We start from the raw sequence: 20,542 nt of genomic DNA, 5'->3' as shown, positions 1-20,542 counted from the left end.
GCCCGCCGACGCCGGACCGGACGCCCCCGCGTCCGCCGGCTGGAGCTACGCCACCTCACCGCCCGCCCTGCGTCGTGGAGTTGGCGGCACCGGCCGGCTCCCGGGGCGGGCCGAGCACGTCGGCGAGGAGCTGCCCACACCACTCCAGCAGCGCCTGGTCGCGCAGCGGCTCACCGCCGACCCGCCGGGTGCTCGGCCGGGGCACACTGACCTGTTCCAGCGCCTGCTTGTAGACCGCGTCCGGGTGGTAGCGCTTGAGCCGTAGCTGCTTCGAGTCCGGTAGCGGCAACGGGCCGAACCGTAGGTTGCGACCCTGCATGCTGACGTCGGTGAGCCCGTACTGCCGGGCGAGCAGCCGGAACCGGGCCACCGCCACCAGGTTCTGCACCGGGGCGGGCGGCTCGCCGTAGCGGTCGGTCAGCTCGGCGACCACCGCGCGCAGCCGCTCCTCGTCCCGGGCCTCGGCGAGCTTGCGGTACATCTCCAGGCGCAGCCGCTCCACCCCGACGTAGTCGTGCGGCAGGTGGGCATCCACCGGCAGATCGACCTTGATCTCCGGTTCCTCCTCCGGGCGTTCCCCCTTGAAGGCCTGCACCGCCTCCCCGACCATCCGCACGTACAGGTCGAAGCCGACGCCCTCGATGTGGCCGGACTGCTCGCCGCCGAGCAGGTTGCCGGCGCCCCGGATCTCCAGATCCTTCATCGCCACGTACATGCCAGCACCCAGCTCGGTGTGCTGGGCGATGGTCGCCAACCGCTCGTGGGCGTGCTCGGTGAGGGGCTTGTCCGACGGGTAGAGGAAGTACGCGTACGCCCGCTCCCGGCCCCGGCCGACCCGGCCCCGGATCTGGTGCAGCTGGGCCAGGCCGAGCAGGTCGGCCCGCTCGACGATCAGGGTGTTGGCGTTCGGGATGTCGATGCCAGATTCGACGATCGTGGTGCAGACCAGGACGTCGAACTCCTTCTCCCAGAAGCCGACCATGACCCGTTCCAGGGCCTCCTCGCCCAACTGGCCGTGCGCCACCGCGACCCGCGCCTCGGGCACCAGCTCCCGCAGCCGCCGCGCCGCCCGCTCGATCGACTCCACCCGGTTGTGCAGGTAGAAGACCTGGCCGTCCCGGAGCAGCTCACGGTGGATGGCGGCGGCCACCTGCCGCTCGTCGTACGCCCCGACCGCGGTGAGCACCGGGTGCCGCTCCTCCGGCGGGGTGGCGATGGTGGACATCTCCCGGATGCCGGTGATCGCCATCTCCAGGGTCCGGGGGATCGGGGTGGCCGACATGCTCAGTACGTCGACTGAGGCCCGCACGGACTTCAGGTGCTCCTTGTGCTCGACGCCGAAGCGCTGCTCCTCGTCCACGATGACCAGCCCCAGGGAGCGGAACCGGGCGGACGCCTGAAGCAGCCGGTGGGTACCGATGACGATGTCGGCGGTACCGTCGCCGGCCATCTCCAGGGTCTGCTCGGCCTCCTTCGGCGTCTGGAACCGGGACAGCTGGCGAATCGTCACCGGGAACTGGGTCATCCGGTCGGCGAAGGTGTTGTAGTGCTGCTGCACCAGGAGGGTGGTGGGCACCAGCACCGCCACCTGCCGACCGTCCTGGATCGCCTTGAACGCCGCCCGGACGGCGATCTCGGTCTTGCCGTAGCCGACGTCGCCGCAGATCAGCCGGTCCATCGGGACGGTCTGTTCCATGTCCCGCTTGACCTCTTCGATCGCGGCGAGCTGGTCCGGTGTCTCCTGCCAGGGAAAGGCGTCCTCCAGCTCCCGCTGCCACGGGGTGTCCGGGCCGAACGAGTGCCCCTTGGACGCCTTGCGGGCGGCGTAGAGCTGGATCAGCTGCGCGGCGATCTCCCGGACCGCCTTGCGGGCCCGGGCTTTCGACTTCTGCCAGTCCGAGCCGCCCATCTTGTGCAGGGCCGGCTGCTCGCCGCCGACGTACCGGGAGAGCTGGTCTAGCTGGTCGGTGGGGACGAAGAGCCGGTCGCCCGGCTGGCCCCGCTTGCTCGGGGCGTACTCGATGACCAGGTACTCCCGGCTGGCCCCGTTGACGGTGCGCTGCACCAACTCGACGTAGCGGCCGATGCCGTGCTGCTCGTGCACCACGTGATCGCCGGCCCGCAGCTCCAACGGGTCGATGGTGTTGCGCCGCCGGCTCGGCAGCTTGCGCATGTCCCGGGTCGACGCGCCCCGGCCGCCGGTGACGTCGTCCCCGGTGAGCAGGACGAAGCGGGGCGCCTCGGCGACGAAGCCACCGGTCAGCGACCCGCAGCTCACCAGGATTTGGCCGGGCGCCGGTGCCGAGGTCACCTCGTCCACTAGGCGGGCGCCGAGCCCGGCGTCGTGCAGCACCTCGACGGCCCGCTGGGCCGGGCCGTGCCCCGCGAAGACCAGCGCGACCGACCAGCCCTCGCCGGCCCAACGCCGGAGTTCGTCCACCACCCGCGCCGTCTCACCGTGGTAGAGCGGCGCGGGCTGGGCCGCGACCGTCACCGCGATCGCGTCGTCCGGGGTGATGTCGACCTCGTCCGGCTCGTCCTCCCACGGCTGGCGGGCGGGGGCCGGCTCGGCCAGCCCGAACGGCGAGATCGTCCACCACGGCTGCCGCAGCTCACGGGCCCGCGCACGGACGTCGGCGAGCGTCCGGAACGCGGCCGCACCGAGGTCGATCGGGGCCGCGCCGCCGACCGCGGCCGCGGCCCAGCTCGCCTGGAGGAACTCCGCCGAGGTACGCACCAGGTCGTGCGCCCGGGTACGAATCCGCTCCGGGTCGCAGAGCAGCACGTGGGTCCCCGCGGACATGGTGTCCAGCAGCAGCTCCATCGAGTCGGCGCCAATCAGCGCCGGAGCGAGCGACTCCATTCCCTCGACCGGAATGCCCTCGGCCAGCTGATCGAGGATCTCCGCCAGTTCCGGGTGCTCCGCCGCCAGCACGGCGGCCCGCTTCCGGACGGCCGGGGTGAGCAGCAGCTCCCGGCAGGGCGGGGCCCAGAGTTGGTCCACCTGCTCGATGGTGCGCTGGTCGGCCACGGCGAAGGTACGGATCTCCTCCACCTCGTCGCCCCAGAACTCGACCCGGGACGGATGCTCGTCGGTGGGCGGGAAGACATCGAGAATTCCGCCGCGCACCGCGAACTCACCGCGTTTGGTGACCAGGTCCACCCGCGCGTACGCCATGTCGATGAGCCGACGCGCCACCTCTTCGAGGTCCGCTTCGTCGCCGGCGGACAGTCGCACCGGTTCCAGGTCCCCCAGCCCTTTGAGCTGGGGTTGCAGCAGGGATCGGACGGGAGCGACGACCACCCGCAGCGGGCCACTGCGCCCCTGTGCGTCGGTCGCCTCGGGGTGGGCGAGTCGACGGAGCACCGCCAGCCGGCGGCCCACGGTGTCGGAGCGCGGCGAGAGCCGCTCGTGCGGCAGCGTCTCCCAGGACGGAAAGACCGCTACCTGGTCGGTGGGGAGCAGGCTGCCCAGCGCGGCGGCCAGGTCGTCCGCCTCCCGGGTGGTGGCGGTGATCGCCAGCACCGGGCGCCCCGCGCCCCCCACCGGCTCGTCGGCGGCCACGGCGGCGACCGCGAACGGACGCAGCGCCGGGGGTGCGGTCAGGTCGAGCCCGTCGACCTGGGCCGCGCCGGATCGCGCCAGGTCCCGGGCCCGAGCCAGGGCCGGGTCGGCGAGGGCGGCGGCGAAGAGTCCGGTGAGCATATGATCACTTCCACGGCGACGGCACGACGAGCGCCCCTCGTCCGGCCGGACGAGGGGTTGACCCGTTGACCCTATCGCTCCGGGAGCGGGTCAACAGCCACGTGACGCGGATCCCCAAGCGGGCCGAAACGGCGCGCCAAGAGTTAACCAGGACACCCCGTGGGCTCCGCCCAGTTCCCGCGGTTACCATCCTGGGAGTCGGACAGCGCTGTCCTTCGTACTCACGTAAGGAGCGCATCGTGACCGACCAGCACGACCACGACGGCCCCGACGCCGCCCTCCGCGCCGACATCCGCCGCCTCGGCACCCTGCTCGGCCAGACCCTCGCCCGGCAGGAGGGTCGGCCCCTGCTCGACCTGGTCGAGGAGATCCGCGCCCAGGTTCGCACCGACGCCCCGGCCGCCGCGCAGCGGCTCGCCGGGCTGGATGTCGCCACCGGAACCCGGCTGGCCCGCGCCTTCTCCACCTACTTCCACCTGGCCAACATCACCGAACAGGTCCATCGCGCCCGGGATCTGCGGCGTCGTCGGGCCGTGCAGGGTGGCTGGCTGGACCAGACCGCCAAGATGATCGCCGAGCGCGGCGTTCCCGCCGAGGAGATCGCGGCGGCGGCGCGGCGGCTGGCCATCCGCCCGGTCTTCACCGCCCACCCCACCGAGGCCGCCCGCCGCTCCATCCTGTCCAAGCTGCGCGCGATCGCCGACGAGTTGGACACCGAGACCACCAACGCGGTCCTCTACGGCGCCAGCGACGAGGGCCCGGCCAACCGTCGCCTCGCCGAGCTCCTCGACCTGATGTGGCAGACCGACGAGCTGCGGCTCGACCGGCCGGACCCGACCGACGAGGCGCGCAACGCCATCTACTACCTCCGCGACCTCTACGCCGAGGCGGCGCCTCAGGTGCTCGACGACCTCGCCGACACGCTCCGCACCCTCGGGGTGGAGACCTCACCCACCGCCCGGCCCCTCACCTTCGGCACCTGGATCGGGGGTGACCGGGACGGCAACCCGTTCGTCACGCCCGCGGTGACCCGTGAGGTCCTGGCCATCGCACACGAGCACGGCCTCGCCGCCACCGAGAAGGCGATGGACCAACTGATCAATGAGGTCTCCGTCTCCCGACGGTTGCGCGGGGTCTCGCTGGACCTCTCCGCGAGCCTCGCCGCCGACCTGGACGCGCTGCCCGAGGTGGCGCCCCGGTTCCGTCGGGTGAACGCCGAGGAGCCGTACCGACTCAAGGCCCGGTGTGTGAAGTCGAAGCTCGCCAACACCCGGCAGCGGCTCCGCCAGGGCACGGCGCACCTGCCGGGACGGGACTACCGCGGCTCGGGTGAGCTGATCGCCGACCTGGAGCTGCTGCGCGCCTCGCTGGCCCGCAACTCCGGCCAGCTCACCGCCGTGGGCCGGCTCGCCTCGACCATCCGTACGGTCTCCGCCTTCGGCCTACACCTCGCCACAATGGACGTCCGCGAACACGCCGAGAAGCACCACGAGGTGTTGACCCAGCTCTTCGGTGCGGTGGGCGAGGTGTCGGACTACCCGGCGCTGAGCCGGCTGGAGCGCACCAAGCTCCTCGCCGACGAGTTGGCCGGCCGCCGCCCCCTGTCCACGCTCGACACTCCGCTGACCGAGTCGGCCCGCCGGACCTTCGATGTCTTCGGCACCATCCGGGAGGCCCAGGACCGGTTCGGAACCGAGGTGATCGAGTCGTACATCATCTCGATGACCCTCGGCGTCGACGACGTCCTCGCCGCCGTCGTTCTGGCCCGCGAGGCGGGGCTGGTGGACGTGCACAGCAGCCGGGCCCGGATCGGCTTCGTGCCGCTGTTGGAGACCCCCGCCGAGTTGAACGCCGGCGGTGATCTGCTGGACGAGTTGCTCTCGCTGCCCGCCTACCGGGCCCTGGTCACCGCCCGCGGCGACGTCCAGGAGGTGATGCTCGGCTACTCCGACTCCAACAAGGAAGCCGGCATCACCACCAGTCAGTGGTCCATCCACCGGGCGCAGCGCGCGCTGCGGGACGTGGCCGCCCGGCACGGCGTGCAGCTGCGGCTCTTCCACGGCCGGGGTGGCACCGTCGGCCGCGGTGGCGGGCCGACGCACGACGCGATCCTGGCCCAGCCGTACGGGACCCTCGACGGCGAGATCAAGGTGACCGAGCAGGGCGAGGTGATCTCCGACAAGTACAGCCTGCCGGCGCTGGCCCGGGAGAACCTGGAGCTGACCGTGGCCGCGGTGCTCCAGTCGACGCTGCTGCACACCGCGCCCCGGCAGCCGGCCGAGATGCTGGAACGCTGGGACGCGACGATGGACGTGGTGAGCGCGGCGGCCTACCGCTCGTACCGGGACCTGGTCGAGGATCCGGACCTGCCGGCGTACTTCTGGGCGTCCACCCCGACCGAGCTGCTCGGCGCGTTGAACATCGGCTCCCGACCGGCGAAGCGGCCGAACACGGGTGCCGGGCTCACCGGCCTGCGGGCCATCCCGTGGGTGTTCGGCTGGACCCAGACCCGACAGATCGTCCCCGGCTGGTTCGGCGTCGGCTCCGGGCTGGCGGCGGCCCGCGCCGCCGGTCACGGGGACGTGCTCGCCGAGATGCACCGCAGTTGGCACTTCTTCCGGACGTTCCTGTCGAACGTGGAGATGATGCTGACCAAGACCGACCTGACCATCGCCCGCCGGTACGTGGAGACGCTGGTACCGAAGAAGCTGCACCCGATCTTCCACAAGATCGAGCAGGAGTACGAGCTGACCCGGCGGGAGGTGCTCGCCGTGACCGCGTCACCGGAGCTGTTGGAGAACGCGCCGGTGCTCCAGCGCACGCTGGCGGTACGGGACACCTACCTGGAACCACTGCACCACCTCCAAGTGGCGTTGCTGCGGCAGTACCGGGACTCCGGCGCGCCGGGCCGGGCGGTGGTGACGGCACCGGGCAGCCGCCGGGCACCCAGCGACGGCACCGCCCTGGAACGCGCCCTGCTCACCACGGTCAACGGCATCGCCGCCGGCATGCGCAACACCGGCTGAACCCCGCGGACGGGCCGGTTCGCCGGGCCGCGGTGGAGGCGGGCCCTGGTGGAGGCGGGCCGCGGTGGAGGCGGGCCCTGGTGGAGGCGGGCCGACACCACCTTCGATCCGCCCGGGGCCGCCTCGGTCGTACCCGTTTGGGATGCTCGGTGATATGGAGTTTCCGACGCTGGCCGTGGTGCTCGGCTGCCTCGCGGCGGGCGGCGCGGTGGGGTGGTACGCCGCCCGGGCCCGGTCCGCCACCGAGCTGGCCCGGCTGGAGGCAACGCTGGCCGCCGCGCAGGCGGGTGAGGGTCGGCTGGAGCAGTCCCTGCGGACGCTGGGCTACGAGGCGACCGCGCAGTCCCAGGAGGCGGTGGCCCGCGCGGTGGCTCCCCTGCACGACACGCTGCACCGCTACGAGCAGCGGGTCGCCGAGTTGGAGCGGGACCGGGTTGACGCCTACGCCGAGCTGCGCGAGCAGGTGCGCGCCATGAGCACGGTCTCCGGTGAACTGCGCACCGAGACCAAACAGCTCGTCGCGGCGCTGCGGGCACCGCAGGTCCGGGGGCGGTGGGGCGAGCACCAGCTACGCCGCATCGTCGAGGCGGCCGGCATGCTGGAACACTGCGACTTCGCCGAGCAGGTAACGGCCGCGACCGATCAGCAGACGGTCCGCCCCGACCTAGTGGTTCGCCTGCACGGGGGGCGGTCGGTGGTGGTCGACGCGAAGGCGCCCTTCGAGGCGTACCTGACCGCGATGGAGGCCCGCGACGAACGGGGACGCGACGCGCACCTGGACGCGCACGCGAAACACCTGCGGTCCCACGTGGACGCGCTCGCTGCGAAGGCGTACTGGACCGCGTTCGACCCGGCACCGGAGTTCGTGGTGCTCTTCGTGCCGGCCGACCCGTTCCTCGACGTCGCCCTCCAGCGCGACCCGACCCTGCTGGAGCACGCCTTCACCCGCAACGTGGTGCTGGCCACCCCGGCCACCCTCGTCGCGCTGCTGCGTACGGTCGCCTACGCGTGGCGGCAGGCGGCGCTGGCCAGCAACGCGGTGGCGGTGCACTCGCTCGCCCGGGAGCTACACGGCCGGCTCGCCACGCTCGGCGAGCATGTGGGCCGGCTGGGGTCCGCGCTCGGTGGGGCGGTAACGGCGTACAACCGTGCGGTCGGTTCGCTGGAGTCGCGGGTGCTGGTCAGCGCCCGCAAGCTCGCCGAGTTGGGCGTCTCCGACGAGGAGTTGGCGCCGCCGGCACAGGTGGAGGTCGCCCCCCGCCAGCCGCAGGCGCCGGAGCTGCTGGAATTCACTCCGGAATGGACGGCAAACCGCTCTGTAGTGGATGGAAGAGGCGCCGATTCGGTGTGACAGCGGCAAACCAGTATGTCACGAGATGGTCACAACGAAGCGATCGATGGTGACAACGGGCATCGATAGCCGAAGGATTTCGCTCACGCGTGCCCTGGAACTGAGGGCCCTGTTCTCCGGAGGAGAGAACGTGAGCAAACCCCGAAAGCTGAGCCGGCGCACCTCCGCCGGGCTCTTCGCCTCGGTCATGGCCGCCAGCGCCGTGACCGTCGCGGGCGGTGCCGCCACCGCGAGCGCCGCACCCGACACGCCATCCACCCCCGTGGAGGTGTTGGGTTCGCACGACGCCAAACTCCTGGCCGAGGCGGAAGCGACGAAGGCCGAGACCGTCACCCTGATCGTCGCGACCGAGCAGGACGAGGCGAAGGAGGTCGCCACTGACCTGACCGAGCTCGGTGCGGCCGTCACGGACCAATACGACACCATCGGCTACGTCCTGGCCACCGTCCCGACGAACAAGGTGATCAAGGCCGCTACCCTGCCCGGGGTCGCCGCGGTCGACCTGGACGAGACGATTCAGCTCGCCGACCCGCGGCCGGTGACCAACGGCCAGCAGGCCGCCAAGCAGGGCAGCACGCTCAGCGGTCCCGGTGACGACACCCGCGCGGACAACCCCTACCTGCCGGCCGGCGAAACCGGCGCCGTCAGCTTCGTCGACCAGAACCCCGAGTGGGACGGCCGGGGAATCACCATCGGCATCATGGACTCCGGCGTGGACCTGGACCACCCGGCGCTCCAGCACACCACCACCGGCGACCGGAAGATCGTCGACTGGGTCACCGCCACGCACCCGTTCGAGGACGCCACCTGGCGCCCGATGATCACCGAGGTCACCGGCCCGTCGTTCGAGTCGGCCGGCGGGACCTGGACGGCACCGGCCGGCAGCTACCGCTTCAACATCTTCCGGGAGGCGATCACCACGGGCAGCGACCTGCTCGGTGACGTCAACCGCGACGGCGACACCACCGACGAGTGGGGCGTGCTCTACGACCCCGCCACGAACGACATCCTGATCGACGTTGACCTCGACGGAGACTTCACCGACGAGACCGTCATGCGTCCGTACCAGGAGAAGTTCGACATCGGGCACTTCGGCGCGGACGACCCGGCAACCGCCGTCCGCGAGCAGCTGCCCTTCGTGGTCGAGTTCCGGGAGGACGTCGACACCACCCCGGTCGGCGGCCCCGGCCTGGTCGACTACGTCAACATCGGCATCGTCTCGGACGCCCACGGCAGTCACGTCGCCGGCATCACCGCCGCCAACGACATGTTCGGCAACGAGGTCTTCGACGGGGCCGCGCCCGGCGCCCGGCTCGTCTCGTCCCGCGCCTGCTCCTGGGGCGGTGGCTGTACCTTCTCGGCGCTCACCAGCGGCATGGCCGACCTGGTCATCAACCGGGGTGTCGACGTGGTCAACATGTCGATCGGTGGCCTGCCGGCGCTCAACGACGGCGACAACGCCCGCGCCGAGCTGTACAACAACCTCATCACCACCTACGGCGTCCAGCTCGTCATCTCCGCCGGCAACTCCGGCCCCGGCCTGAACACCGTCGGCGACCCGTCGGTCGCCCAGCACGTCATCAGCGTCGCGGCCAGCGTCAGCAAGGACACCTGGCTGGCCAACTACGGCTCGGTGGTGCGGACCAAGAACGCGCTGTTCAACTTCTCGTCCCGGGGCCCACGCGAGGACGGCGGCATCAAGCCGAACGTCGCCGCACCCGGCGCGGCGATCTCCACCATCCCGCTCTGGCAGGCGGGCAGCCCGGTCCCCGAGGCCGGCTACTCGCTGCCGCCGGGCTACGGGATGTTCAACGGCACCTCGATGTCTTCCCCCCAGGCCGCCGGTGCCGCCGCGCTGTTGCTGTCGGCTGCTCGGGCGACCGACCGCGGAGTCACCCCGCAGATGCTGCGCCGCGCGCTGTACAGCTCGGCGAAGCCGATCAAGGACGTGCCCACGTACGGCCAGGGCTACGGCATGGTGAACGTGTCGAGCGCGTGGAAGCTGCTGCGCAAGGGCGTGGAGACCCGCTCGTACACCTCGGAGGCGCCGGTCTGCACCGTCCTCTCCGACCAGCTGGGGACGCCGCACCGCGGTACCGGCGTCTACAACCGGTGCCCCGCCGGCGAGGGGGGTCACCGGATCGACCAGAAGAAGACCTACCGGGTCAAGATCACCCGTACCAGCGGGCCGACCGGCACCGTCAAGCACGACATCGCGCTGCACGGCAATGACGGCACCTTCCAGGCGCCGAAGTCCGTCGCGTTGCCGCTGAACCGGACCGTCACCGTCCCCGTCGTCGCCCGGCCGGACGCGGGCGCGCATGGTGCGATCATGACTGTGGACGACCCGGCGACCAACACGATCGACTTCGAGGTCTCCCTCGTCGTCGTAGCCAGCAACGAGACCCGCAAGCCGGACTTCTCCTTCGCGGCCGAAGGCTCGGTCGACCGGAACGGCTTCGAGTCCTACTTCGTGACCGTTCCGCCGGGCACCGAGGCGCTCCAGCTGAACCTCGGCGGCATCGCCACCGGCTCGCAGACCCGATTCATCGCCATCAACCCGTACGGCGTACCGACGGAGAGCACCTCCAGCCGGGTCTGCTTCACCAACTACTCCGACCCCGACACCTGCAACCCGCAGGAGCGGGACTACCAGAACCCGCTCCCCGGTGTCTGGCAGATCGAGGTGGAGGCGCGTCGCACCTCGCCGTCGCTGAACAACCCGTACCAGCTGACGGCGCGGATCCAGGGTGTGGCGTTCGAGCCGGCCACGGTCGAGCTACCGGCGGTTGACGCCGGTGCACCGACCCCGGTCGAGTGGAGCGTGACCAACACCTATGGCCCGGTCACCGTCACCGGTCAGGGTGGACCGCTCGCCAGCGTCCAGACCGACCGCCCGACCGTCGCCGAGGGCGCCGCGCAGGAGTTCCTCGTGGAGGTGCCGGCCGACGCGGCCGAGTTCGCGGCCCGGATCGGCAACCCGGCGAACGCCGGAGCCGACCTGGACCTGTACGTCTACCAGGGCAGCACGCTGCTCGGCTTTTCCGCAGACGGCGACTCGGAGGAGGCGGTGACGCTGTCGAACCCGACTGCTGGCACCTACCGGATCGTGGTCGAGGGGTACTCGGTGGACGGCCTCGGTGGCAGCACGGCCTACGACTACCGGGACTCCTTCTCCGCCCCGGCGCTCGGCAGCCTGTCGGCACCGGCAACCCCGCTCGCCCTGGGACACGGCGACACCGACGCCTTCAGCGGCACGGTGACCGCCCTGGCGGGCCCGGCCGACGGCCGGGAACTGCAGGGTGAGCTGACCGTGGTGACGGCGGAGGGCGCGGTCGTCGGCCGCAGCGCCGTCGCCATCGGCTCGGTGAACTGACCCGTACCCGAACCAGCAGGAGCCCGTCCCCGGTGACCGGGGGCGGGCTCCGTCGGTTTCGACGGGTGGGTCAGCCCTGCCGGGAGGCCGTCTCCACCAGGAAGGGGATGCCCTGCTGGCAGCTGGTCACCACGTCCGGCTGGATCTTCCCGGTCACCAGCACTGACGCGCCGGGGGTCAATACCGCACGGGGCCCACCCACCAGCAGGTATCCATCCAGCAGCAGACAACCGGGCTCCACCCCGGCCTGCACGGTGCCGGTCAGGGTGGCGGCGCCGACCGGCGGCGGCTTGCTCGGGCCCGCCGGCGCCTTCGGGGTACGCGTCGGCACGGAGGCCGGCATCGACCTCGGGGCGGCCGGGGTGGCGAGCTCGCTGTCGGCTGCCGTTGGTTCCGGATCGGTGGGGGTCGTCACGGGCGTCGCTCCCATCTCGGTCGGGGGGCCGGTACCCGCGCCCTGGCCGCTGCCGCAGGCGCTGAGCGCCAGGCAGACGGCCAACGCCGGGGCGGCGAGCCAAGGGCTTCTCATACCGTTTCGGACGCTCCGGCCCGTCGGTTCGTTCCCGTCCCGCCGCTGCCGCCGCCCGGCCCGGGCCCCGTCCGGTCGAAGCGGGTCCCCACCGCTCAACCGCGGGCTGCCGCGGCCCGCATGTCCCGCTTCAGCTCCTGCGGCAGGGAGAAGGTCAACCGCTCGTCCGCGGTCACCACCTCCTCGACATCGGAGAAGCCCCGCGCCGCGAGGTGCGCGAGAACCTCCTGGACGAGCTCCTCGGGGACGCTGGCCCCCGAGGTCAGGCCGACCGTGCGGGCGCCCGCGAGCCACGCGTCGTCGATCTCGTGGGCGAAATCGACGAGGTGGCCGGCGCGCGCACCCGCGTCCAGGGCCACCTCGACCAGCCGCACCGAGTTCGACGAGTTCGTGGAACCGACCACGATCATGACGTCGCAGTCCGACGCGATCTGCTTGACCACGTGCTGCCGGTTGCTGGTGGCGTAGCAGATGTCATCGCTCGGCGGCGACTGGAGCAGCGGCAGCCGCTTCTTCAGCCGGGCCACCGTCTCCAGCGTCTCGTCCACCGACAGGGTGGTCTGGGACAGCCACACCACCTTGTTCGGGTCCCGGACGGTGACCCGCTCGGCGTCCTGGGGACCATCCACGAGCTGGATGTGCTCGGGCGCCTCGCCAGCGGTGCCGATGACCTCCTCATGCCCCTCGTGACCGATCAGCAGGATGTCGTAGTCCTCGGCGGCGAACCGCTTCGCCTCCTGGTGCACCTTGGTGACCAACGGGCAGGTCGCGTCGATCGCCTTCAGCGAGCGGCTCCGCGCCTGCTCGTGGACCTCGGGGGCGACACCGTGCGCGGAGAAGACCACGGTCGCACCCTCCGGCACCTCCTCGTTCTCCTCCACGAAGATGGCGCCCTTGGCCTCCAGAGTCCGCACCACGTGCTGGTTGTGCACGATCTGCTTTCGGACGTAGATCGGCGCGCCGTAGAGCTTGAGCGCCTCCTCGACGGTCTGCACCGCCCGGTCGACGCCCGCGCAGTAACCGCGCGGCTTCGCCAGGATCACACGCTTACCGGTCCGGGTCGCTTCAGCCTCACTCACCCGCCCATCGTACGTGCCGACCCACCACCCGCCAGCGGCTGCGGCCCGCCGGGACGGTCCGTAGGGTGAGCGGGTGAGTTCGGATGGCGGGGTTGCCCGCAGCACGCCCGAGGAGCCATGGCCGGTCCGGGTGGTCAGCCAGAAGATCAGCGCCTGGATCGCCCGGCTGGGCTGGGTGTGGGTGGACGGGCAGGTCGCGCAGGTCAGTCGCCGGCCCGGCGCGAGCACGGTGTTTCTCACCCTCCGGGACCCGTCGGCCGACCTCAGCCTGACCGTGACCACCAACCGCGACGTGCTTGACTCCGGCGCACCACAGCTTCGCGAGGGCGCTCGGGTGGTGCTGCACGCCAAGCCCGACTTCTATGCCGCCCGGGGCACGTTGAGCCTGCGCGCCGACGAAATCCGACAGGTGGGGCTGGGCGAGTTGCTGGCCCGGCTGGAGAAGCTGAAGAAGCTGCTGGCCGCCGAGGGGCTCTTCGACCCCCGGCGCAAACGACGCCCGCCCTTCCTCCCGCACCGAATCGGGCTGATCACCGGCCGGGCCAGCGCCGCCGAGCGGGACGTGCGTACCAATGCCCACCGACGCTGGCCGGCGGTGGCGTTCCGCACGGTCAACGTGGCCGTGCAGGGGCCGTCGGCCGTACCGCAGATCGTGGACGCGCTGCGGGTGCTGGACGCCGACCCGACCATCGAGGTGATCGTGATCGCCCGGGGCGGCGGCAGCATCGAGGACCTGCTGCCCTTCTCCGACGAGGCCCTGTGCCGGGCGGTGTTCGCCGCCCGTACCCCGGTGGTCAGCGCCATCGGCCACGAGACCGACGCGCCGCTGCTCGACTACGTCGCGGACATCCGCGCCTCCACCCCGACCGACGCGGCCAAGCGGGTCGTGCCGGACCTCACCGAGGAGGTACGCCTGATCGGGCAGGCCCGGTCCCGACTCGAACGCGCGGTGCGCAACCTGGTTGACCGCGAGGCACACCGGCTGGAGCTGCTGCGCTCCCGGCCGGTGCTGGCCCGGCCGGCGGTGATGATCGAGCAGCGGGCTACCGACGTCTCCGGGCTGCGCCATCGGGCCGACCGCTGTCTCGCCCACCGGTTGACCGCCGCCGAGGACGACCTTCGACACACCCGGGCCCGGCTCCGGGCCCTCTCCCCGGCCGCCACCCTCGACCGGGGGTACGCGATCGTACGGCGCGCCGACGGCACCGTCGTTCGCACCGTCTCCGAGGTCGCCGTCGGGGACCCGGTGCGGGTCCGGCTCGCCGACGGGGAGCTGGCGGCGACCATCGACGCCGGAGAGCAGCACCCGGAGGCCCAACGGCGGTAGCGGTTCCTCCGCCGATCCGGCCGAACCCTGACACCGGCGTCGGGGCGGGCCACCGGCGGCACGGCGGGGATTGCCGGGACGGGTGGGTGTGGTGGGATGTGAACGATGACCGAGGAGACGAAGGACGAGCGGCTCAGCTACGAGCAGGCCCGCGCCGAGTTGGCGTCGGTGGTCGAACGGCTGGAGGCCGGCGGCACCACGCTGGAGGAGTCGCTGGCTCTCTGGGAGCGCGGTGAGCAGCTGACCGGGGTCTGCCAGGCGTGGCTGGAGGGTGCCCGGGCCCGCCTGGACGCCGCCCGACAAGAACCCACCGACTGACCACGGCGCCGCCCCGCTGCCGGTTGGGCGCGGAAGCGACCAACCGGTCCACCGCCTGCTTCGGGCCCGAGTTCAGCCCAGCGCCCCGGCCAACTCCCGCAGCTCGGTGTCTCGGGCATCGCCGACCACGATCACTGTGCGATCTGGTTCGAGGAGCACGAACGCCTGCTCGTTGCCGCGGGCCGTGTAGCGCTGCCAGGTGCGTCCCGCGAGGTCGGTCCGGCCCTGGGGCTGCCCCTGTTCGGTCAACTCGGTGGGGAGCAACTGCTCCGGCGGCACGCTGCTCTGCACGATCTGGGCCCCCCGCCCCTCCGGGGTCAGGTAGCCCAGGCGCAGCGTCGACCCGTCCTCGACGGTCCGGAAGTCGGCCCGGACGGTGCGCCATCCCGCGTCCAGCCCCTGTGGCCGACTGACCGGAAAGGCCGCCGCCGCCTGCGCCGAGTCCAACGCGGGCGCCGGATCCACGACGGTTGCCTGGTCTCCCCCGAGGAAACCCCGGTAGAAGGCGAGCAGCAGGGCGACCGGGACCAGCAGCACGAGGAGCGAGATCGCCATGTCTTTCGGCGAGCGCTCCGAACGGGTGGTGTCCGCCGCAGCGGGCGGTGCCGGCGACTCGCCGGCCTCCCGCGCAGCACTGGTCTCCCCGGCACCGTTGGTCCCCTCGGCACCGTTGGTCTCGGTCGGGCCGCTGGCTGTCGTCGGGCCGGTGGCGGGCTCGACCAACGCCGGCTCCTCGGCGGTCATGGGCGCGGCCGGCCCCTCGGCGGTCGCGGGCGCGGCCGGCTCCTCGGCGGTCGCGGGCGCGGCCGGGCCGGAGGGCGCCGGCTCGACCGGCGAAAGCTCCGGCGCGGTCTGGTCGGCAGGGACGCGGTCGGCGGGCTGTGCGGGTTCCACCCCGCTATCTTCGCAGCCACCCGATCAGACGTGACCAAGCCATCACCGCCCCACCACCACGCAGTGTGGCCGATCATGTGAGGATCAGCGACAAAGCCGGCAGCGACCACGCCTGCCGGGCCACCCCGCACCGTCGCGAGGAGGAGCCGTCATGACGAACACCACGACGCGGACCCCACAGAATCTCGATCGCAACCTCGCCCTCGACCTAGTCCGGGTGACCGAAGCCGCGGCGATGGCCGCCGGCCGGTGGGTCGGCCGGGGCGACAAGGAGGGCGGGGACGGCGCCGCCGTCAACGCGATGCGCAAATTGATCAATTCGATTCCGATGCGCGGGATCGTGGTGATCGGCGAGGGCGAGAAGGACAACGCGCCGATGCTCTTCAACGGTGAGGAGGTCGGCGACGGGACGGGGCCGGAGGTTGACGTCGCGGTCGACCCGATCGACGGCACCACCCTGATGAGCAAGGGCATGCCGAACGCCCTGGCGGTGCTGGCAGTCGCCGAACGCGGGGCGATGTTCGACCCGAGTGCCGTCTTCTACATGGAGAAACTCGCCGTCGGCCCGGCCTACGCCGACGTGGTGGACATCAACGCCGGCGCGGCAGAGAACATCCGACGTATCGCCAAGGTCAAGGGCACCGACGCCGCCGACGTGACGGTCTGTGTGCTGGACCGGACCCGGCACGACGGGCTGGTGGACGAGGTCCGCCGCACCGGCGCGGGCATCCGCTTCATCTCCGACGGTGACATCGCCGGCGCGATCGCCGCCACTCGCGAGGAGTCCGGCGTCGACGTGCTGATGGGCATCGGCGGGACCCCCGAGGGGATCACCGCGGCCTGCGCCCTGAAGTGCATGGGCGGCGCCCTGCAGGCCAAGCTCTGGCCCCGCGACGAGCAGGAGCGGGAGAAGGCCGTCGCCGCCGGTCACGATCTCGACCGGGTGCTCGGCACCGACGACCTCGTGACCGGCGACAACTGCTTCTTCGTCGCCACCGGGGTCACCTCCGGCGACCTGCTCCGCGGTGTCCGGTACCGGGCCGGTGGGGCGTACACACAGTCGATCGTGATGCGCTCGAAGAGCGGCACGATTCGCATGATCGACTCCTATCACCGACTGGAGAAGCTGGCGCTCTACTCCGCCGTGGACTTTGACGGCCGTCCCCTCGCCGAGCAGGAGTAGGCAGTGCCGGGAGCTCCGCCCCGGCCGTCACCGGCCCGCCGGCTGGTCGGGGTGGTGCTCGCGACGATTGCCGGAGTCGCCGTCGCCGTGCAATCCCGGGTCAACGGCGAGTTGGGCGTACGCCTGGCCGACGGGGTCGCCGCGGCCGTCATCTCGTTCGGTCTGGGCCTGCTGGTCCTGCTGGTACTGGTACCGGCGACGCCCGGTGGGCGGCGCGGGCTGGCCGCCCTGCGCGCCGCGCTAACCGCCGGCAGGCTGCGCCCATGGCAATGCCTCGGCGGGCTCTGCGGGGCGTTCCTCGTGGCGACGCAGGGCCTCACGGTCGGCACCCTCGGCGTCGCCGTCTTCACCGTGGCGGTGGTCGCCGGCCAGTCCGCCAGCAGTCTCCTCGTGGACCGGGCCGGCATCGGCCCGAGCGGACGCCAGCCGGTTACCGGTCGGCGCCTGTTCGGGGCGGCACTCACCGTAGTCGCGGTCGGGCTGGCCGTCGGCGGGCGGCTCAACGATCCGACCGCGCTGGCGCTGGCGGTGCTGCCGCTGCTCGCGGGGATCGCGGTGGCCTGGCAGCAGGCCGTCAACGGGCAGGTCGGCCGGGCCGCCGGCAGCCCGTTGACCGCCACGCTGGTCAACTTCACGGTGGGCATCGTCGCCCTGTTGGTGGTCTTCGCGGTCGACATCGCGGTACGCGGGCTGCCCACTGGTTCACCGCCGGCCGAGCCGTGGCTCTACCTGGGTGGGCCGATCGGGATCGCCTTCATCGCGATCGCCGCCGCTGTCGTCGAGTTCACCGGGGTGCTGCTGCTCGGCCTGGCCACGATCGCCGGCCAGGTGGTCGGCGCGGTCCTACTAGACGTGTTCCTACCGACCGCGGCTTCCCGCCCGGACGCCACCACCCTGCTCGGTGCGGCACTGACCCTGGTCGCTGTCCTGATCGCCGCCCGGCGTTAGGGGCTGCGCTCCGCCGAGCCGGAACCGGGGTCCCGGCGCAGCGCGCCGAGGGTCTCGGCGAGGGCTTCGTCCAGCGCGGTCGGCTCGATCCCGAGGGCCTGCTCGCTGGCCGAGGAGTCCAGCACGTACGGGCGATCGAACTGGTATGTCGTCTCCCGCAGTTCCCGAAGCAACGGGTTGACCAGGCCACCGAACCAGAGCACCGGGTAGGGCAGGCGGGTCAACCGCGGCGTGGGCGCGCCGGCCAGGGTCGCGGCGCGGGTGGCCAACTCCCGCAGACTGAGCGCGGGCGGGCTCGGCACGTGCCAGGCCCGTCCCCAAGCGTCCGGGTCAGTGGCGGCGGCGACCACGGTGCGGGCCACGTCGCCGACGTAGGTGATGGTGTGCGGGACGTCGAAGTCGACCGGCAGGACCACTCGGCGGCCGGCCAGGACATTCGGCAGGATCCGGCTGGTGATCGAGTTGGTCCCGATCCCGAGGAAGTCGGAGCCGCGGACCTCGGTCGTCCGGGCCCGGCCCGCCTCGTGGGCGGCCAACGCGCTGAGCCACATCTGTTTGCGCACCCCTGCCTTGACGCCGGTGGCGGCCAGCGGGGTGGCCTCGGTCATCGGCCCGTCAGTCGGGCCGTACCCGAAGAGGTTGCCGATCGTGGCGAGCACCGCACCGGTCTGCTCGGCGGTGGTGAGCAGGGCGGTTGCCAGCGGCGGCCAGTCGGCGGCCCACCGGTGCAGCGCGTGGTTGGCACAGTTGTAGAGGGCGACGGCGCCGGCCGTCAGGCGGGTCAGGCGGGCGGCATCGGTGGCATCAGCGGCGATGAGTTCGATGGCCGGATGCTCGGGGCCGGCGCCGCGGCGACTGACCAGCCGGACCTGCTCCCCCGCTGGGCGAGGAGGTGAGCGGTCGCGGTGCCGACCGGGCCGGCACCGACGATCACGTGATTCGACATCAGAGCTCACCTTTCGGATCAACAGATCACTTCGAGAGCGGTGCTCACAAGGAAGTGTGTCGATAGGTGCCAGACCTGTCAAGAGCACTGCTCTCGAATTGGATCAGCGCCCTACGCGTGGCAGGGTAAGGAGATGGCCGCCAACTCACTCCGGGCCCGGGTGCGGGCCGAAATGATCGACGAGATCAAGGCCGCGGCGCGCCGCCATCTGGCCACCGACGGCGCCAACCTGTCGCTACGGGCGGTCGCCCGAGACCTCGGCATGGCCTCCTCGGCGATCTACCGCTACTTTCCCAGTCGGGACGACCTGCTCACCACGCTCATCCTGGAGGCGTACGTGGCCCTAGGCGACGCGGTCGAGGCAGCAGACGCCGCCGTGGACCGCGACGACCTGCGCGGACGCTGGTTCGCCAGCTGTCGGGCGGCCCGGGCCTGGGCCCTCGCCAACCCCGCCGAGTACGCGCTGCTCTACGGCAGCCCGGTTCCCGGCTACACGGCGCCCGACGACACCGTCGAGCCGGCTGCGCGCCCACCAATGACGCTGATCGGCATCGCCCGCGACGGGCTTGCCACCGGACAGCTCACCCCACCCCCCGCCGACGACCTGCCCCAACCCGTCCGCGATGACCTCGCCGACGTCGCGGCGAGCCTCGCACCGGGGATGCCGGTAGCGCTGCTCGCTCGGGGGATGGCGGGGTGGACCCAGCTCTTCGGGCTGATCAGCTTCGAGCTCTTCGGCCGGATCAAAGGTGCCCTGCCGCACCGCGACGACTACTTCGACCACCAGATCGCGTTGATGGCCGACCTCGTCGGCCTACCCCGGTAAGCCGGTCACCCGAGGGATCAGGTCCCGTCGGAGGAGTGCCCGGGGAAGAGGTGCGCTGTCGGATCAAGCACCACGGCCGCGTTGTTCACCGCGGTCGCGGCCTCACCGAAGCCGGTGGCGATCAGGCGAACCTTGCCCGGGTACTCGGTGATATCCCCAGCGGCGAAGACCCGCGGCAGGTTGGTCGACATGGTGCTGTCAACCACGAGGTGCCGGCGGTCCAGGCGCAGGCCCCACTCCGCCAGCGGGCCGAGGTCGGCGGTGAAGCCGAGCGCCGCGACGACAGTGTCGACCGGCAACAACTCCGCCGCGCCACCCCGGACAGTGACCTCGGCACCGGTCACCGCGCCACCCCCGTGCAGCCTCGTCACCTCCGCGTTCACCACCACCCGCACCGGCAGGGCGCGGACCCGGGCGACGGTGGCGGCGTGCGCCCGGAACTTCTCCCGGCGATGCACGAGGGTCACCGAACGGGCCAGCGGCTGGAGGGTTGACGCCCAGTCGAAGGCGGAGTCCCCACCACCGACGATCAGCACGTCCTGGCCGGCGAGCTCCGCCGGCTGCGGCACGAAGTAGATGATTCCGGTGCCGACGTAGCCCTCCGCGACGGGCAGCGGGCGGGGTGTGAAGCTGCCCAGCCCGCCGGTGATCACTACCGCACCGCAGCGGAACTGCTCACCCCCGGCCAGACCGAGCACCGGCCGACCATCGGCGTACGACAGCTTCTCCGCCCGGGTGCCGAGCAGGTAGCGCGGGTCGAACGGGGCGGCCTGGGCAACCAGGTTGGCCACCAGATCCCGGCCCTTGACGGCCGGGAAGCCGGCGACATCGTGAATCAACTTCTCCGGGTACATCGCCGTGATCTGACCACCGGGCTCGGGCAACGCGTCCACCACTGCCACCGAGAGCCCGCGGAAGCCGGCGTAGTACGCCGCGAAGAGGCCGGCGGGCCCGGCCCCGATCACCGCGACATCGACCTCGTGCATGGGCGTACCGTCGCTTTCCGCTCCCGGCTCAACCGACGCTGATCCTG

General features: G+C 71.9%; 13 protein-coding genes and 1 pseudogene. 8 read left to right on the top strand and 6 right to left on the bottom strand.

From position 1 onward, the window contains the following. Positions 1-55: 55 nt before the first annotated feature. Positions 56-3,706: a transcription-repair coupling factor gene (gene mfd / locus SALPAC2_RS0121015; RefSeq protein WP_018218597.1), complete on the bottom strand. Its 3,651-nt coding sequence runs from the start codon at positions 3,704-3,706 to the stop codon at positions 56-58. A 239-nt stretch (positions 3,707-3,945) separates the two neighbouring features. Between mfd and ppc the strand changes: the two genes are divergently transcribed. The 3 genes from ppc (at position 3,946) to SALPAC2_RS0121000 (ending at position 11,459) form a co-directional block, all read left to right on the top strand. Further along, positions 3,946-6,732: a phosphoenolpyruvate carboxylase gene (gene ppc / locus SALPAC2_RS0121010; RefSeq protein WP_018218596.1), complete on the top strand. Its 2,787-nt coding sequence runs from the start codon at positions 3,946-3,948 to the stop codon at positions 6,730-6,732. 142 nt (positions 6,733-6,874) lie between these two features. Further along, a complete protein-coding gene (rmuC, locus tag SALPAC2_RS0121005; RefSeq protein ID WP_026184975.1) occupies positions 6,875-8,083 on the top strand; it encodes a DNA recombination protein RmuC in 1,209 nt (402 codons plus the stop codon). A gap of 130 nt (positions 8,084-8,213) precedes the next feature. After that, the gene (locus SALPAC2_RS0121000) at positions 8,214-11,459 is read left to right on the top strand and encodes a S8 family serine peptidase (RefSeq protein ID WP_018218594.1); all 3,246 of its coding nucleotides are present in this window, start codon (positions 8,214-8,216) and stop codon (positions 11,457-11,459) included. Positions 11,460-11,529: 70 nt separating this feature from the next. Here SALPAC2_RS0121000 and SALPAC2_RS0120995 read toward each other — a convergent pair whose 3' ends face one another. Beyond that, positions 11,530-11,988, bottom strand: coding sequence for a hypothetical protein (locus SALPAC2_RS0120995; RefSeq protein WP_026184974.1), 459 nt, complete (start codon positions 11,986-11,988; stop codon positions 11,530-11,532). Positions 11,989-12,083: 95 nt separating this feature from the next. Further along, complete coding sequence (locus SALPAC2_RS0120990) at positions 12,084-13,067, bottom strand: 4-hydroxy-3-methylbut-2-enyl diphosphate reductase (RefSeq protein ID WP_018218592.1); 984 nt, start codon at positions 13,065-13,067, stop codon at positions 12,084-12,086. A 73-nt stretch (positions 13,068-13,140) separates the two neighbouring features. Here SALPAC2_RS0120990 and xseA point away from each other — a divergent pair, with 73 nt between their 5' ends. Both xseA and SALPAC2_RS0120980 read left to right on the top strand, forming a co-directional pair. Continuing rightward, on the top strand, positions 13,141-14,394 hold the full coding sequence (gene xseA / locus SALPAC2_RS0120985) for an exodeoxyribonuclease VII large subunit (protein ID WP_018218591.1): 1,254 nt from the start codon (positions 13,141-13,143) through the stop codon (positions 14,392-14,394). A 105-nt stretch (positions 14,395-14,499) separates the two neighbouring features. Continuing rightward, positions 14,500-14,712 carry an exodeoxyribonuclease VII small subunit gene (locus tag SALPAC2_RS0120980; RefSeq protein ID WP_018218590.1) on the top strand — a complete coding sequence of 71 codons (213 nt, stop codon included), beginning with the start codon at positions 14,500-14,502 and terminating at the stop codon, positions 14,710-14,712. Positions 14,713-14,784: 72 nt separating this feature from the next. Here SALPAC2_RS0120980 and SALPAC2_RS0120975 read toward each other — a convergent pair whose 3' ends face one another. Next, a complete protein-coding gene (locus SALPAC2_RS0120975; RefSeq protein ID WP_018218589.1) occupies positions 14,785-15,606 on the bottom strand; it encodes a DUF4245 domain-containing protein in 822 nt (273 codons plus the stop codon). Between the two features lie 151 nt (positions 15,607-15,757). Between SALPAC2_RS0120975 and glpX the strand changes: the two genes are divergently transcribed. Both glpX and SALPAC2_RS0120965 read left to right on the top strand, forming a co-directional pair. Next, entirely contained in the window at positions 15,758-16,789 is a 1,032-nt protein-coding gene (gene glpX / locus SALPAC2_RS0120970) for a class II fructose-bisphosphatase (RefSeq protein ID WP_018218588.1), read from the top strand. A gap of 3 nt (positions 16,790-16,792) precedes the next feature. Continuing rightward, entirely contained in the window at positions 16,793-17,737 is a 945-nt protein-coding gene (locus SALPAC2_RS0120965; RefSeq protein ID WP_018218587.1) for a DMT family transporter, read from the top strand. On the opposite strand, the pseudogene SALPAC2_RS25230 reads toward SALPAC2_RS0120965, so the two are convergent. After that, positions 17,734-18,683 (bottom strand): annotated as a pseudogene (locus SALPAC2_RS25230) (NAD-dependent epimerase/dehydratase family protein). The gene SALPAC2_RS0120965 and the pseudogene SALPAC2_RS25230 sit on opposite strands and share 4 nt — an antisense overlap. Positions 18,684-18,816: 133 nt before the next feature. On the opposite strand from SALPAC2_RS25230, the gene SALPAC2_RS0120955 reads away from it, so the two are divergent. Then, positions 18,817-19,509: a TetR/AcrR family transcriptional regulator gene (locus SALPAC2_RS0120955; RefSeq protein ID WP_018218586.1), complete on the top strand. Its 693-nt coding sequence runs from the start codon at positions 18,817-18,819 to the stop codon at positions 19,507-19,509. Positions 19,510-19,526: 17 nt separating this feature from the next. Here SALPAC2_RS0120955 and SALPAC2_RS0120950 read toward each other — a convergent pair whose 3' ends face one another. After that, positions 19,527-20,495: an NAD(P)/FAD-dependent oxidoreductase gene (locus tag SALPAC2_RS0120950; RefSeq protein ID WP_018218585.1), complete on the bottom strand. Its 969-nt coding sequence runs from the start codon at positions 20,493-20,495 to the stop codon at positions 19,527-19,529. Positions 20,496-20,542 lie beyond the last annotated feature (47 nt).

It is taken from the genome of Salinispora vitiensis, from assembly GCF_000378825.1.
GTDB classification, from domain to species: Bacteria; Actinomycetota; Actinomycetes; order Mycobacteriales; family Micromonosporaceae; genus Micromonospora; species Micromonospora vitiensis.
This window is presented reverse-complemented; position numbering and strand designations above follow the sequence as displayed.

Bases quoted from the DNA above. Each gene is read 5' to 3' on its own strand.
- mfd (WP_018218597.1), bottom strand. From the start codon at position 3,706: ATGCTCACCGGACTCTTCGCCGCCGCCCTCGCCGACCCGGCCCTGGCT.
- rmuC (WP_026184975.1), top strand. From the start codon at position 6,875: ATGCTCGGTGATATGGAGTTTCCGACGCTGGCCGTGGTGCTCGGCTGC.
- SALPAC2_RS0120995 (WP_026184974.1), bottom strand. From the start codon at position 11,988: ATGAGAAGCCCTTGGCTCGCCGCCCCGGCGTTGGCCGTCTGCCTGGCG.
- SALPAC2_RS0120980 (WP_018218590.1), top strand. From the start codon at position 14,500: ATGACCGAGGAGACGAAGGACGAGCGGCTCAGCTACGAGCAGGCCCGC.
- glpX (WP_018218588.1), top strand. From the start codon at position 15,758: ATGACGAACACCACGACGCGGACCCCACAGAATCTCGATCGCAACCTC.
- SALPAC2_RS0120955 (WP_018218586.1), top strand. From the start codon at position 18,817: ATGGCCGCCAACTCACTCCGGGCCCGGGTGCGGGCCGAAATGATCGAC.
- SALPAC2_RS0120950 (WP_018218585.1), bottom strand. From the start codon at position 20,495: ATGCACGAGGTCGATGTCGCGGTGATCGGGGCCGGGCCCGCCGGCCTC.